The sequence below is a fragment of the Rhodococcus sp. 06-418-5 genome (assembly GCF_002258285.1).
Taxonomy (GTDB): domain Bacteria; phylum Actinomycetota; class Actinomycetes; order Mycobacteriales; family Mycobacteriaceae; genus Rhodococcoides.
The window spans coordinates 21,832-35,958 of the sequence record NZ_NOYE01000006.1 but is presented as its reverse complement, the minus strand read 5'-3'; the positions used below and the strand labels follow the sequence as shown (position 1 = coordinate 35,958).

Annotated in this window: 13 protein-coding genes; 12 read left to right on the top strand and 1 reads right to left on the bottom strand. The window is 60.6% G+C overall.

Annotation, left to right across the window (positions count from 1 at the left end; translation table 11 throughout):
• Window positions 1-7: 7 nt before the first annotated feature.
• Complete coding sequence (locus CH274_RS01400) at window positions 8-970, bottom strand: LysR family transcriptional regulator ArgP (RefSeq protein ID WP_015586118.1); 963 nt, start codon at window positions 968-970, stop codon at window positions 8-10.
• Between the two features lie 75 nt (window positions 971-1,045).
• On the opposite strand from CH274_RS01400, the gene CH274_RS01395 reads away from it, so the two are divergent.
• From CH274_RS01395 to CH274_RS01340, 12 genes are all read left to right on the top strand, one after another.
• Window positions 1,046-1,669: a LysE family translocator gene (locus CH274_RS01395; protein ID WP_032364998.1), complete on the top strand. Its 624-nt coding sequence runs from the start codon at window positions 1,046-1,048 to the stop codon at window positions 1,667-1,669.
• A gap of 204 nt (window positions 1,670-1,873) precedes the next feature.
• A complete protein-coding gene (gene argH / locus CH274_RS01390) occupies window positions 1,874-3,391 on the top strand; it encodes an argininosuccinate lyase (protein WP_052047792.1) in 1,518 nt (505 codons plus the stop codon).
• Window positions 3,388-4,575, top strand: coding sequence for an argininosuccinate synthase (locus tag CH274_RS01385; protein ID WP_015586121.1), 1,188 nt, complete (start codon window positions 3,388-3,390; stop codon window positions 4,573-4,575). The genes argH and CH274_RS01385 overlap by 4 nt, the downstream gene beginning before the upstream one ends.
• Window positions 4,572-5,150, top strand: coding sequence for a formyltransferase family protein (locus CH274_RS01380; RefSeq protein WP_032364999.1), 579 nt, complete (start codon window positions 4,572-4,574; stop codon window positions 5,148-5,150). The genes CH274_RS01385 and CH274_RS01380 overlap by 4 nt, the downstream gene beginning before the upstream one ends.
• Entirely contained in the window at window positions 5,147-5,971 is an 825-nt protein-coding gene (locus tag CH274_RS01375; protein WP_052047791.1) for an enoyl-CoA hydratase/isomerase family protein, read from the top strand. The genes CH274_RS01380 and CH274_RS01375 overlap by 4 nt, the downstream gene beginning before the upstream one ends.
• 101 nt (window positions 5,972-6,072) lie before the next feature.
• Complete coding sequence (locus CH274_RS01370; protein WP_033188359.1) at window positions 6,073-7,128, top strand: asparagine synthase C-terminal domain-containing protein; 1,056 nt, start codon at window positions 6,073-6,075, stop codon at window positions 7,126-7,128.
• Window positions 7,125-7,868 carry a TauD/TfdA family dioxygenase gene (locus tag CH274_RS01365; RefSeq protein WP_015586125.1) on the top strand — a complete coding sequence of 248 codons (744 nt, stop codon included), beginning with the start codon at window positions 7,125-7,127 and terminating at the stop codon, window positions 7,866-7,868. Before CH274_RS01370 ends, CH274_RS01365 begins: the two co-directional genes overlap by 4 nt.
• Window positions 7,861-9,327 (top strand): class I adenylate-forming enzyme family protein, encoded by a 1,467-nt coding sequence (locus CH274_RS01360; RefSeq protein ID WP_032365002.1) that lies wholly within the window; start codon window positions 7,861-7,863, stop codon window positions 9,325-9,327. Before CH274_RS01365 ends, CH274_RS01360 begins: the two co-directional genes overlap by 8 nt.
• Complete coding sequence (argJ, locus tag CH274_RS01355) at window positions 9,309-10,520, top strand: bifunctional glutamate N-acetyltransferase/amino-acid acetyltransferase ArgJ (RefSeq protein WP_306430905.1); 1,212 nt, start codon at window positions 9,309-9,311, stop codon at window positions 10,518-10,520. Before CH274_RS01360 ends, argJ begins: the two co-directional genes overlap by 19 nt.
• 136 nt (window positions 10,521-10,656) lie before the next feature.
• Window positions 10,657-11,703 (top strand): helix-turn-helix domain-containing protein, encoded by a 1,047-nt coding sequence (locus tag CH274_RS29950; RefSeq protein ID WP_094656575.1) that lies wholly within the window; start codon window positions 10,657-10,659, stop codon window positions 11,701-11,703.
• A gap of 610 nt (window positions 11,704-12,313) precedes the next feature.
• Window positions 12,314-13,165 (top strand): SAM-dependent methyltransferase, encoded by an 852-nt coding sequence (locus tag CH274_RS01345; RefSeq protein WP_015586129.1) that lies wholly within the window; start codon window positions 12,314-12,316, stop codon window positions 13,163-13,165.
• 39 nt (window positions 13,166-13,204) lie between these two features.
• Window positions 13,205-14,056 (top strand): SAM-dependent methyltransferase, encoded by an 852-nt coding sequence (locus CH274_RS01340; protein WP_032365004.1) that lies wholly within the window; start codon window positions 13,205-13,207, stop codon window positions 14,054-14,056.
• Window positions 14,057-14,127 lie beyond the last annotated feature (71 nt).

The window sequence follows — 14,127 nt, the reverse complement described above, 5'->3', positions numbered from 1 at the left end:
GCCGGACTCACGCAGGTTCCGGTGTTGCCGCGCCGGTCACCGCATGACCTGGGGGACGGTTCGCTGTTTTTCGTTCTTTGGGTGTGTCGATCAATGCGTTATGTGCAGCATCGCGTACCCAGCCTGTGATTCTGTCGAGGGTTTCGGATGGCAGGTGCCATCGTTGCCAATACAGGGGAATGGTGACGTTGTGGTCGGGGTCGAGGTGAACGAGTGTCCCGTCGGCGAGGTCGCGTGCGATTTGTCCTTCCGGTAGCACGCCCCACCCGAGTCCGAGTCGAGCTGCAGTCAGGAATTCGCGGTTCGATGGGAGGTAGTGGATCGGGGGCTCACGGTGCGCCTTGATCTTGCGTAGATAGGCGTGTTGCAGGTCGTCCTTTTTGTCGAATCGCAGCATCGGGAGGCGGCTGGGATCGCAACCGTCGGAGTCGGCGTCGCGAATGAGTGAGGGTGCGCACGCGGGCCAATAGACCATGGCTCCGAGCGGTTCGACCGTACAGCCAGGTGCTGCGGTGCGTGAGGTCGTCACGGCGGCCATGACCGCGCCTTGACGCAGTAGAGCGTCTGTATGGTCCTGATCTTCGATGTGGAGGTCCAGCAGTATCCGTCGGTCGACGGCTATCGCTTTCATCACCGGTTGGAACCACGTCGAGACCGAATCGGCATTGATAGCAAGTGAAAAGCGCAGCGGTGCAGCAGTATTCGTTGTCGTTGAGCCGCCGCGTAGCTCAGCGTCGGCGTCGACGGTGAGGACTTCGATCTGCCGCGCGAGTCGGAGCAGGGCTTGCCCGTTTCTGGTGGGTAGTACCGGCCTGGTTCGCTGTAGCAGCGCGGCCCCCGACGCTCGTTCGAGCGCGGTAATGCGTTGGCTGACTGCAGAAGACGAGATGTGCAACGCCGTTGCAGCTCCCTCGAACGACCCTGAATCGCAGATCGCGGCAAGTGTGGCGAGCTGATCGTGGTTGTACATCCACAAATACTAAACCTAGATCAGCGATACTTAGGAAACGTGCATCGATGCTGGAGCGGTCGTACCGTTCTTGCCGTGAACAACCCCGTTCTGGCCTATCTCCCCGTCGCTATCGTCTTCGGAATAATCCCAGGTCCTGACGTCATGTTGGCGGTCAAGCACTCGCTTACCGGCGGTGTGCGTCACGGCATCGCCGTAGCTTTGGGTGCGGCGACGGGGTCGATGGCCTGGGGCATCGCTGCGGCCGTGGGGTTGGCGTCCTTGCTCACCAGCGTCCCCGGGGCATTCGACGCGGTACGTATCGCAGGTGCCGCCTACCTGGTGTTTCTAGGAATTCAGAGTATCTGGCAGCGCAAGGGCAGCTTCACCGACGTCGATGCCGCGACTTACAACGCGCACCAGCCGAAGTGGTCGCGAGCGTTCATGACCGGTTTCGTCGCGGACCTGTTGAATCCGAAAATGGGTGCGTTCTACCTGGCGGTGCTGCCGCAGTTCATTCCGCGCGACGGGAACGTTTTCGTTTGGTCCATGCTGCTCATGTCGATCGAGTTCGTGGTGGCGCTGATATGTCTGTCCTCGTACGCACTTCTTGCCTCGTCCGCTCGCCGGTTCTTGGAGAAGGGCCGCTTGGGGGCGTGGCTCGAGCGTGGACTGGGTGTTGTTCTGGTGGGATTCGGCGTCCGGCTGGCCTTCGAGTAAACACCCCCGCCGTCCGAGCCCTTCTCCCTTCGCTCTTTCAACTACTCGACCCGAGCCCGACCTGACTTGATTGTGTAACGACGCCTTGGCCCGGGTCCGCGCCCCGGGCCGTCCAATCCCGCCAGGTCTTGGCTTTGCCGTGCCCTAACCCGAACTTTCCTGTACCGAAACCGAACCATCACGCACACAGAGGGGTACCGATCAATGAGCGAAAAGCTCTGGGGTGGAAGATTCTCCACCGATATCACCGACGATGTACTTCGCTACACAGAGACAGCATCGGTAGACAGCAGAATGCTCGAACACGACCTGTGGCAGAACATCGCTCATGTTCTGATGCTCGGTCGCGCGGGAATCAACACCGAACCCGACACCAAAGCGCTTCTCGCTGGGCTGCTCGACATGGAGAGCAGCCGAGCCGACGGTGGATTGCAGCTCGACGTCCGACAAGAAGATGTGCACCTCAACACCGAATTCATGCTCATCGAACGGATCGGACCCGTCGGCGGCCGCATGCACACCGCACGGTCCCGAAACGATCAGGTGCAGACCGACGCACGCATGGTCACCCGCGAGTGGCTGCTCGATGCCAGCGAAGAACTGCTCATGTTCGTGCAGGATCTGCTCGGGTGCCCCGAGTCGGAACGAGAAGCAGTTCTACCCGGCTACACGCATTCGCAGGCAGCGCAACCGATTTCGGTAGCATTTTGGAAGGCTGCGCACGCACAGGCCTTGCTGCGTGATGCCTCCCGACTGATGGATGCCTGGAAGCGCATCAACATCAATCCGCTCGGCGCGTGTGCGCTCGCCGGAACTACATTCGCCCTGGACCGCGATTACACCTCCCGGCTTCTCGGGTTCGATGCACCGATGGTCAATGCGCTCGATGCGACGTCGACGAGGGACTGGACAGTCGAAGTAGCGGGCGCAGCTGCCAGCGGTGCTGTGAATCTATCTCGCATGCAGGAAGAGATCGTCACCTGGAGCTCGAACGAATACGCTCTCGCCGAAGTGCACGATTCGTTCGCGACCGGTAGCTCGATCATGCCGCAGAAGAAGAATCCGGTGGTTGCAGAACTGGCGCGAGGGAAGTCCGGTCGCGCGGTGGGTGCGCTGGTGCAACTGCTGGTGATGGAGAAGTCGGTCGGTCTCGGGTACAGCTGCGACCTGCAGGAGGACAAACCGGTTTACTGGGGCGCCCTCGATACGTACCTCGACACCATTCGCCTGTGCCGACGCCAGAACCTGCACACCGCGTTCGACGGTGCTCGCGGCAGAGCCCTGTGCTGGGACAACTTCTCGACCGCGACAGAGATCGCCAACATCTTGGTCTCTCGGTTCGACGTTCCTTTCCGCACAGCCCACCGCATCACCGGTGACCTCGTCAACGCCGCCCTCGCAGCCGGTCACACCCTGCGCAACGTCGCGTTCACCACCACTTTCCTCCGCGAGGAACACGACATCGACATCAGTGAGGTCGACATGAAGCAGATATGCGATCCGCTCCACACACTGCGCAGCTACATCTCTGCCGGATCCACCGGACCGACGCGGGTCTCCGAACAGCAGGAGCAAGGCCTGGCCGACGTGACCGACAGACTCGCCGAAATCCGGCAAGCCAGAACCCGCCTCTGGGAGGCGAAGGCGGAATGCCTACGAGCAGCGCGATCCGTCGTCGGCGGCGTGAGCGTGCCCGAACTCGCGATGGAGGTCGGGGTATGAGCATCGTCCTGGCATATTCCGGCGGATTGGACACATCCGTTGCCGTGCACTGGCTCAAAGAGCGCTATCAGACCGAGGTCATCGCGTACTGCGCGAACCTCGGCCAAATCGAGGACCTCGAGGCCGTCTCGAAGCGCGCAACCGCGGCCGGCGCGTCGGAAGTTATCGTCGAAGACGTCCGAGACCTGTTCCTCCACGACTATGCAATCCCGGCTCTCGCCGCCGGCGCTGCATACGAGGGAAAATATCTTCTGGCTGCACCGTTGTCTCGACCGTTGATCGCCGAGCGGCTGGTCAGCATCGCTCGCGAACGCGGTGCATCCGCAGTCGCTCACGGTGCCACGGGCAAGGGAAACGATCAGGTCCGGTTCTACACCTCCGTGCGGGCGTTGGCTCCCGAGCTCGACATCCTCGCACCTGTCATCGATTGGGAAATGACCTCCCGCGGTAGCGAAATTGCCTACGCCGATCGTCACGGTATCGATGTGGGTGTCAGCAAGACGACGCCGTACAGCATCGACACCAATATCTGGGGCACCAGCATCGAGTGCGGGGATCTCGACCTCATCGACCACGCTCCACCGCCCGATGCATGGCAGATCACGACCGCGCCGGTGCAGGCACCGGATCGTCCAACAACGATCACGATCGAGTTCGAAGCAGGCATCCCCGTCGCTCTCGACGGCCGCAAGCTCGACCTGATCGACCTGGTCAGCGAACTCGGGGACACAGCGGCCGCGAACGGTATCGGGCGTACCGAAATTCTCGAGAGCCGCATCGTCGGATTCAAGAGCCGCGGAATCTACGAAGCACCCGCTGCAACAGTTCTTCTCGCTGCACGAACCGATCTCGAAGCACTCGTACTGGACCGAGAGACGCTCCACCACAAGCGGTCCATCGCCGACCAGTACGCAGAGTTGGTCTACTACGGCTACTGGTTCACCGATCTGCGTGCAGCACTCGATGCTTACTGCGCCCGTCTGGCTCACCGCGTGACGGGCACAGTGACCGTCGAGCTGTACAAGGGCTCCGCTCGATGCATCGGCCGGACGTCCCCGAAATACGGCCGATACAGCTCGGCTCTGGCCGATTACGAAGAGGCAGACACCTTTCTACACGAAGCAGGTGCCGGATTCGCGTACTGCTGGGCTCTCCCACTCACCGAAGGAGTTGTCACTCGATGAAAGACACCCGCTCTGTTCTGCTCATCTCCGACGGATCACGGTGGGGCGAACTCGCCCACGACTTTCTCCGCCGCAGATTCGCCGACGTCGACTGGTTTGCCTGGGACTACGGCGATCCAGTAACTCGATCGTTCGATCAGTGGCACGGGTGCGACCTGCTTCTGTCCTTCAAATCGGACTTCATCCTGTCCGAGGCCACACTCGATCGAGTGCGGGAACTGGCCGTGAACTTCCACCCGGCGACCCCGAACTACCGAGGGATCGGCGGATATCGCTACGCGATCGACGACAACCAGACGCAATTCGGGGCCACCTGCCACATCATCACCCCGAAGGTAGATGGCGGTCCGATCATCGCAGTCGACCGATTCGACATCGTCCCAGGCGAATCCGAGACGAGCTTGAGCGAACGCACCGCCGCCGCCGCACTGGCTCAATTCCATCGAATCGTCACCACAATATGCAACGGCACCGCTATCAGCGCCGATCACAGCGAACAATGGGGACAACGTCTCTACACACGCCGCGCCCTCGACGCAGACCGCCGAAAGCGTGGGGAGCTGGTCGAAGCGTGAGAACACTGCACTCACCCTCCGCCACCCACGAGCCCCACGATCGGCCCAGGTCGCCCGAAGCCCATGGCGGTACTGCAGTTCGCAACGGCCCCTTGGCGATCATCGAATTCGACGGTGAAGGACACAACACGTTCTCCACAGACAAGATGCGCGGCATCACCGAGTTGGTCTGGCAGCTAGGGGACACCCCGGATGTCGAGGGGCTGGTTCTGTACGGGGGAGACGGTCGATCCTTCGGTGTCGGCGGTGACTTCAACGAAGTCAAGGACTTCACGGGAGGCTCCGAGGTCAACCGATGGATCGACGCCTGCGTGGACATGTATCGAGCAGTTCTGTCGATCTCGAAACCGACCGTGGCAGTCATCGACAAATACTGCATCGGCATCGGTCTTCAGTTGGCACTGTGCGCCGACTGGCGCATCGGAACGTCGACGTCGGACCTCCGTATGCCCGAGCTCAAGTTGGGTATCTCCTGCATACTCGGAGCTCCGCTCCTGCAACGCCGAGTAGGGCCTGCCGTGGCGAATCGAATGATCATCGGGTGCGATCGATGGCTCGGTACCACCGCACTCTCCGACGGCCTCCTCGATGAACTCGTTGCAGCCCATAGTGACCCGCTCGCTGCAGGATGCACCCGAGCACAGGCACTGGCCGAGTACCAATCGGTGCCGTTTGCCCGCACCAAGGCGTTCGTCAACCACGATCTGCTGCTCGACATGGAACGAGCCCGTATTGCAGCAATAGCCGGCCACCGAGCGGGGTTCGCTGCAGGCGATGCGGCCCAACAGAAGATGCGCACAATTGTCGGAGACAACCCATGACCCCAACCGATCATGGGTGGGTCGTCTTTTCGCACAGCGGCCGCATCCGCCGTGTTGGCGGACATACCGGCCCCGTTCTGAACCGCAACGACGGAACAGTCATGATCACGACGCCGCTGCACGGCGAATGCCGAGTCTTTCTCTCCCGCACCGATGATGCACGGACATGGGCGGTGGGAGCGCAATTCGCGGCGACCGCCGCGAGTGTCGGTCACCGCGCAGGAACCACCACGGCACTTCGCCCCGGGACGACTCTGGTCTGCTCCGCCGACGGAGAGTTGTCGGTGCACCGCGCTGTCCCCCGATCGTCGCCGTCGGGCGGTGTCCCAGGGTGTTCGCTCGAACAGGCCATGGGGTGGCTCGACCATGGATTACGCACTGCAGCAACGGAAATCGCATCGTCGGGTCGTCCCATTCGCTTACTGCTCTCCGGTGGTGTCGACTCCGGACTCCTCGCCTCCTACTTGTGGAGGGCCGGTGCCGACGTCCGTGCACTGACCCTCCGCACACCCTGGGGTGACGAAATCGACGGTGCCTCTCGAACAGCGCGCCACGTCGGTCTGCCGCTCGACGTCATCGACGTCACCGCACAGGAATCGACAGCGGCGATCTACCCGTGCATGCAGCACACTCAATCCGATGATGCAGAAGTCATCACCGTGCATCTGCTGGTGACAGTGGCCTTCGAGTTGGCGCGAGCATGTGGTGCCGACCTCGTGACCGGACTCGGCAGCGATCTGCTCAACGCCGGAAGCGATTTCGGTATGGGCGCAGTCGCCGGCGATCTGAACGAACGTATCGACGACGCCAGCGCATCAGGAATGATGGTGACCGGCCAATTCACCCCAGGGCCGCGCATGTACCACCCGTACTGGAGTCCTGCTCTACTGCACCTTCAACAGAGTGTCCCCGCTCAGCTGAAGACCGTCGACGGCATCGAAAAGTACTACCTCCGCGAGCTCGCGGCCTACCAACTGCCCCGTGAGACTGCGTTCGGGAGAAAAGTCGCAATCCACCAAGGGGCGGGTTTGTCAGCAGGGTTGGACGGCGCGCTCGGAGAACAACTGGCTGCCGTCTGTGCCCAAATCCGGGCACAGACCCTCGATGAGGTCCCTCTGGGAAACCACGATGTTGCGGTCGGCGGTGAGCAGCGGTGACGGCCACCGATCCCGGAGATCTCGCGGCAGTGGCCACCCGGGATGGATTCGCTCTGGTCGGCGACGTCGACTTCGGCAGAAGCGACTTCGAGGTCTTCGTGCAGGGGCTCGGGACTCTCGCCACACATCGGTTCGGCACCGGAAGCGCAGGTCTGCTCGATCTCGACGCAAGCCCGCTACCGGACCGCGTCGTCACCGGGCGCAGTGCCCTGCCTCTGCACACCGACGGCACACTTGTCGGGACCTGTCCCAAATACATTGCGCTGTATTGCAATGCAGTCGATCAGCCCACAGGATCCGGACGCACAGAACTCTGTCTGCAATCGGATCTACTCGATGCAACACTCCCACCGGACCTGAGCACGGTGACCGACGTGGATTGGGAGTACTACGTCACCGACCAATCCCACTTTCCCGACGTCGCGCACCGCTGGCTGTCGATTCCACCTGCAGTGCGATCAGCAACGGGGACAACGCGGTTGAACGTGGCACTCCCGTTCACCGAGGAACGGACCACCCCCGCAGGATGGTCGGTCCGTCTGGCGGGCTCGACCGAAGAAGACAGCCGGGCCGTCTTCGCACGGCTCGACTCCTACCTGCGGGGCAGTACCAGCTTCTACTCGCACGACTGGGCCCCGGGTGATCTTCTCGTCCTCGACAACGAACAGGTTCTGCACGGGCGGACAACGATCGAACCGGGCAGCGTCAGACACTTGTTCCGAGGACAGATCAATGTCTGACGCGCGAGGGTTCCTCGCCGCACTGAACAGCATGCCCCAACAGGATCAGGACGCACTTCACCAGGGACGACGCCATACGACGTTCGGGGAGCTGTCGGCCGCGGCGATGGCATGGCGTGATGCACTGGCACCGGTGATCGACGAAGGCGACGTGGTCGTCGTCGATCATCACCCCGGGGCCGCAGACTTCGTTGCAGCACTACTGGGAACGATGGCCGCCGGCGGCGTGCACCTGGCGAGCCGGACGCGGCATCCAGCATGGGACCGACTGAGCGCACTGGGCCGCCGCTGGCACGCCATTACCGACCACGACATCGACCCCGACCTGCCCGAACTGGCCTCCGTGTTCGATGCAGCAACCCGAAAGCTCCGATACTGCAACCCAACGCGTCAATGCGACGTGACCGAGCACGACACCGTGCGAGGAAGAATCCTCGAAACATCCGGATCGAGTGGTGAGCCGAAATGGGTGTACTGGACCGAGGAATCGCTGTTCGCCGACCGCACCGACTGGTGCCAGCAGCTCGGTCTGACAGCCGACGATGTGATCATCAACATCCACCCCCTCGATTTCGCGCACGGGATGGACGTTCACGTTCTCGCGGGCTTGCTCTCGGGAGCACCCACGGTGCACCTCGACGCCGGTCTCCCGGCCTCTGCCCACGCGAGAGCGATTTGCGACTGGAACGGTACCTATATGAGCGCCCTTCCCTCGCACTACGACGCGATCGCAGCGTCACCGGCGGCATCGGAGCGAATGGGTGAACACCTGACCACCGCACTGACGGGCGGGGCTCTCCTGACGCCGACCACTGCGCGACTGATCCACCAGCGGTGCGGGGTCCACCTACGCAGGCTCTACGGGGCCACCGAGTGCGGCATCATGTGCGCAGATCTGCGGCCACAGTTGCAGAGCGCGGCCGAACTGCGGCCCCTACCCGGGGTGGAGATGCGAGTGCGCCCCATCCACGGAATCGACGCAGATACCTATCGAGTGGGCGAGCCCGAATTCCGCCGAGCGCACCGAGCCGAAGGCTACTGGGGACACCCGGACCGTACACAGAGCGCATTCACGGACGGCTGGTATCGAAGCGGGGACGCGGTGATGGTCCACGACAACGGTGCCATCAACGTCCTGGGCCGCATCGATGACGTATGGACAAACAACCACGGTCAACTCTGTTCGGCAGGCGTCCTGGTCGACGAGATCACCGCACTCGACGAGGTCGACGAGGTCGTCGTCTTCGCCCCAACGGCCACAGGAGCAGACACACCGACGACAGTACTGTGCCGCCTGGCACCCACCGGGGCAGACCTCGGACGAATCCACCTTCGCGTCACCGAAGTGATGAACAGCTGCGGTCTCATCGGAAAGATCACTCTGATGTCCGACTGGCCGAAAACGTCTGTCGGCAAGCCCGACCGGCGCGCATTGCTGGCATGGTGCAGAGCGTCCTGAGTTCGACATCACACGGATCAGAAAGGGCAGACATGAGCGCCGCGTCCCCACAAGGGTTTCACTGCTGGACAACCCATTTAGGACTGGCAGACGAAGGTAAAGACGACTTCTCCATGGTCATCTCCGACAGGCCGTGCACCTCGTCGGTCGTTTTCACGAAGTCACTGTTCGCGGGCCCCTGCGTCACCTTGAGCAAGACCTCGATCGAGCAGACCAGTCCGCGCGGGGTCCTCGTGTTGGCGAAGAACGCCAACGTCGCGACCGGCGCGGAAGGGCTCCGCAACGCCAGCGAGATACGCGCATCCGTCGCACGAACCGTAGGAATCGAACCCGATGCCCTGATAATGGCCTCCACCGGAGTCATCGGAGTGCAATATCCGATGGACACCATCCGCGCCGGACTCGACGGGCTCGGCCAGGGAACACCACTCGACGCGCACGCGGTGGCCCGAGCGATCATGACCACCGACACCCGCGCCAAGGTCTCCGAACGAGCCGTCGGCACCAGCACCATCGTTGGAATCGCGAAGGGCGTCGGGATGATAGAACCGGACATGGCGACCATGCTGTCGTTTGTCTTCACCGACGCCGACGTCCCCCAGGACACGCTCAACCGAATCTTTCGTGACGTTGTCGACCGCACCTACAACTCGGTCTCGATCGACACCGACACCTCCACCAGCGACACAGCGGCGGTCTTCGCCAATGGTGCCGCCGGCCCGGTACCCGATACCGAGTTCGAGCAGGCTCTCGAGGAAGTGTGCACGGATCTGGTGAAAATGATTGCCAGCGACGGCGAAGGTGCGACCAAGCTGATCGTCACTACGGTCTCGGGTGCATCGAGCGAGCGCCAAGCGCGCGTGGTCGGGAAGTCGATCATCAACTCTCCCTTGGTCAAGACGATGATCCACGGTGAAGACCCCAACTGGGGTCGAGTTCTCATGGCTATCGGAAAATGTAGCAACGAGGTGGACATAGAACCCGACAGAATCCGAGTCGCATTCGCGGACATCGATGTGTATCCGAGCTCGTCACTCGACCAGCACGACACCGTCGAGGTGGTTCGTGAACACCTTGCAACTGCCACCGTCGAGATCAACGTAGACCTCGGAATCGGCACCGACACCTGGAGAGTGTTCGGTTGCGACCTCACCGATGAATACATTCGAATAAACGCGGACTACACCACATAGAGATCACTCCAATCACTTCACCAACAGGCCGCAGTAACGTGGAGTGGGCATCCGGCCTCGACGCCTCGACCTGTCGAAGCCGTTACAGCACGTCGCCTGTGGCCGTTGATGTTGCCGGTTCTGCCGGACTCTGGACATGAGCAAATTAAAGACCGAACACGATTCGCGCCGGGGGGCGAAAATGGCTGCAAGCGATAGAGAACCTTCAAAAAGGTTCCGAGACAATGCCCATAACGACCGCAATGCCACAACTCTGATCAAAACTTCCGACCACGCATCTAGCGAAGAGCGTAGTCACGAGCTGTACACCGTGTACGGAACCGCGTGTCACGCGCCTGAACGACAGTGTATGACACGACTCACTGCGCGAATAGTCGATGGGGACAGCTTAGCGTCGATTCGGTGCGGACCAGGAGAAATTACTCGTCGACAGGTTGATCTCGAAGCCGATCCACGATTCTCCGTGAGGATTCAATACGTCTTATCGGGCGAAGTAATTCTGTCGCAGAACGGCGTCCAAATATCGCTGAAGAGTGGAGGCATTGGCCTATACTATAGCGATTACAGTTATACAATGACTGTAACCCGTGCCAGCTGTTTAGCGGTAGTCACGTTACGGCAGAGGGTGGGCTCAAGAGAAGACTTCGACGCCGCCTCGGGTCGAGGTCTTCGCGTTGTGCCAAACGCTGAAGGTACGGGGAAAATACTCTCAGATACTTTACATTCTACTTCGAGAGAAATTGGAATGCTGAACACGTTCACGGCTCATAATGTCATCTCAGCCGTTCGATTACTGGCGTGGGAAGGAATGCACCCGCCCCATGGCCACGCACCGCCTGACCAGCAATCCGGCCTCGTAGCGACGGCGCGCTTGATGATCGAGAAGAATCTTTCTGATCCCACGCTCAATCCCGACCTACTCGCGCGCAAACTACATGTATCGGTTCGTCAGCTGCATCGCGCTTTCGAGCGAGAGGAGCGAACTCTGTCCGCTTATATAGCATATGAGCGCATTGAAAGGTGCGCTGCCGATTTGATCGACCCAAGCTTACAACAGATACCGATAGGCGACATCAGTGCGCGGTGGGGGCTTAGTGACCAGTCGAGACTTTCTCGGCTATTTCGCGAGTTGAAGGGTTGCTCGCCTTCGGAATTCAGAAGGTTTTACGCGGAACCCAGCTAATTCGAGAACACATCCACCGATCAATTCCGAGTGGTCAAGACCGGAACGAAGGTTCTCGTACCGGCGCGCCGCGTCGACGTGATCGAACTCGCTGGGCAACAAGTACACGACCGGGTGACGGATTCATCAAGACAAAATTCTTGACCTTGCTCGAGGTAGTGACGGTCCGGCTATCCGTCCACGGTAGCTACCACGCAACTCCGTCACGTCCGCGCGCACTCGCGCCGATCGGGGCATCGCCTTCACGGCATAAGACGATTGATCTGCGGGTTCTCGCGGTAGACGTGGCTGTAGTCGTTGTCGACTTTGGAGGGCCCGACTCCGAGGACTTGATCGTTGGCCGGTTGCGGCTTCCATGGTCTCCTCACGGCCGGCGCAGATGGGTGCCTACCTGCACTGGACCCCGTAGGGGACTTCGACCCCACTTGTCGCACGGTGCCAAAGTTTTGTCGCTTCGCGACGAAGAGCTGTGGAGGTATTTCCGCAATTAATTTCGATAAGTAGCGTCGAAGACATCATCAAGTCGCCGACCTTGCAGGTCGCAATGGTTCATTCGACATGTCGACTTGAGATACAGAAATGATGGGGAGAACCGAAGAAGGAGACTGTGATGATCTCGGCAGATCAATATGCGCGCGATAGCTATGAACGTGAGTTGAAAGCTCACTGGGACGCTAAAACAACCGATGACATCAATCTCCTACTGGGCGCTGATGATGATCTTTACCACCATCACTACGCGATTGGCGATTTCGACCGCTCTATTCTGGATTCCGTAGGTGAGGAGCGAGAGAACGCGATTTTGCGAGAGTTGCATCGAATGGAGAATGATCAAGTCGGACTGATCCTCGACGCCCTCGGTCCTTTGCCGCCCAACTCTCGCGGCATGGATGCCGGGTCAGGTCGCGGGGGAACATCTTTTCGTCTCGCTGGAGCGACGGAGAGCCGAATCGACGGCGTCAATTTTTGCGAACATCACGTCGCGTTCGCCGAGCAGATCGCACGCAAACGCGGTTGGGATAGCCGCGTTCAATTCCACCTCGGGAACATGCTGCAGGCACCATTTCCTGATCACACTTTCGATTTCGTGGTCTCAAACGAGACGACGATGTACGCCGACGCGTACGAAGCAATGGCCGAGTTCTCCCGCCTACTGCGACGGGGCGGTCGCTACGTAATGACCACCTGGTGCCGCAACGACGCAGTCGACCCACGCTCGGACGCGACAAGGCAGATCGATGAACATTACGTATGCCGAATGCACCGCCGAAGCACTTACTTCAAGGCCTTCGCGGCAAACGGCCTGATTCCGTACCGCGTGGCTCAGTACACACACGAAGCTATGCCGTACTGGGAGCTACGCAACAACAGCAAACTCCGCACCGGCGTTGAGGATGCGTTCCTCAGCGGCTACAGCGACGGTTCACTGAACTACCTAGTGATTGCGGCCGAACGCATCTGAGACATCCACCCGGAAACCACAAACTTGAAGGAGCCTGAAATGCCGAACCTCGACGTGGCAGTCCTCGGCCAGCATGACGTACAGCAGCGCCGCTACTGGGATGCCAAAAAATCCGACGATATCAACCTGCTGCTGGGCACTGAAGACGGCTTGTACCACCACCACTACGGAATCGGTGACTACGATCACTCTGTACTCGCTGCACCTGCGGAGCTGCGGGAGTCACTGATCCTGCGCGAACTTCACCGGATGGAGTCGCTGGAAATCAACCTTATCGTCGATGCATTAGGGGAGGTCTCACCGAGCTCTCGTGTCATGGACGCGGGATCGGGGCGAGGCGGAACGACCTTCACAATCGCTGATCGATTCGGCTGCCGGGTAGACGGGGTGAACTACTGCGCTCACCATGTCGAGTTCGCAGAGAAGTTGGCCCGTGAACGCGGGAGCTCGGACCGTGTGCAATTCCACTTCGCAAACATGGTTCAGGCCCCCTTCGAGGACAACACCTTCGATTACATCGTCTCCAACGAAACCACGATGTGTGTCGACCTAGGGGAGGCGTTCACCGAGTTCGCCCGGTTGCTGCGCCCCGGCGGCCGCTATGTCGCAGTCACCTGGTGCCGCAACGACGTAGTTGCTGAGCGTTCCGAGGCATCACGGTTGATCGACGAAGAATATCAGTGCGCTATGCACACCCGCAGTACTTATTTCCAAACTCTGGCAGCAAATGGTCTGGTGCCGTATCACGTTCAGCGATACACCGACGAAGCCATCCCGTACTGGGACCTGCGCAACCAGGCAGCGTTGCGCACAGGTGTCGAGGAACCATTCCTCCAGGGCTTCCGCGAACGCAGCATCGACTACTTGGTTATCGCGTGCGAGCGTCTGTAGCGGTGGCCTGAGATATCCGAGTTATCCACGCGCCAGCGATCCTCGGCATCGGCGCGCCACTTCGTCCTTCT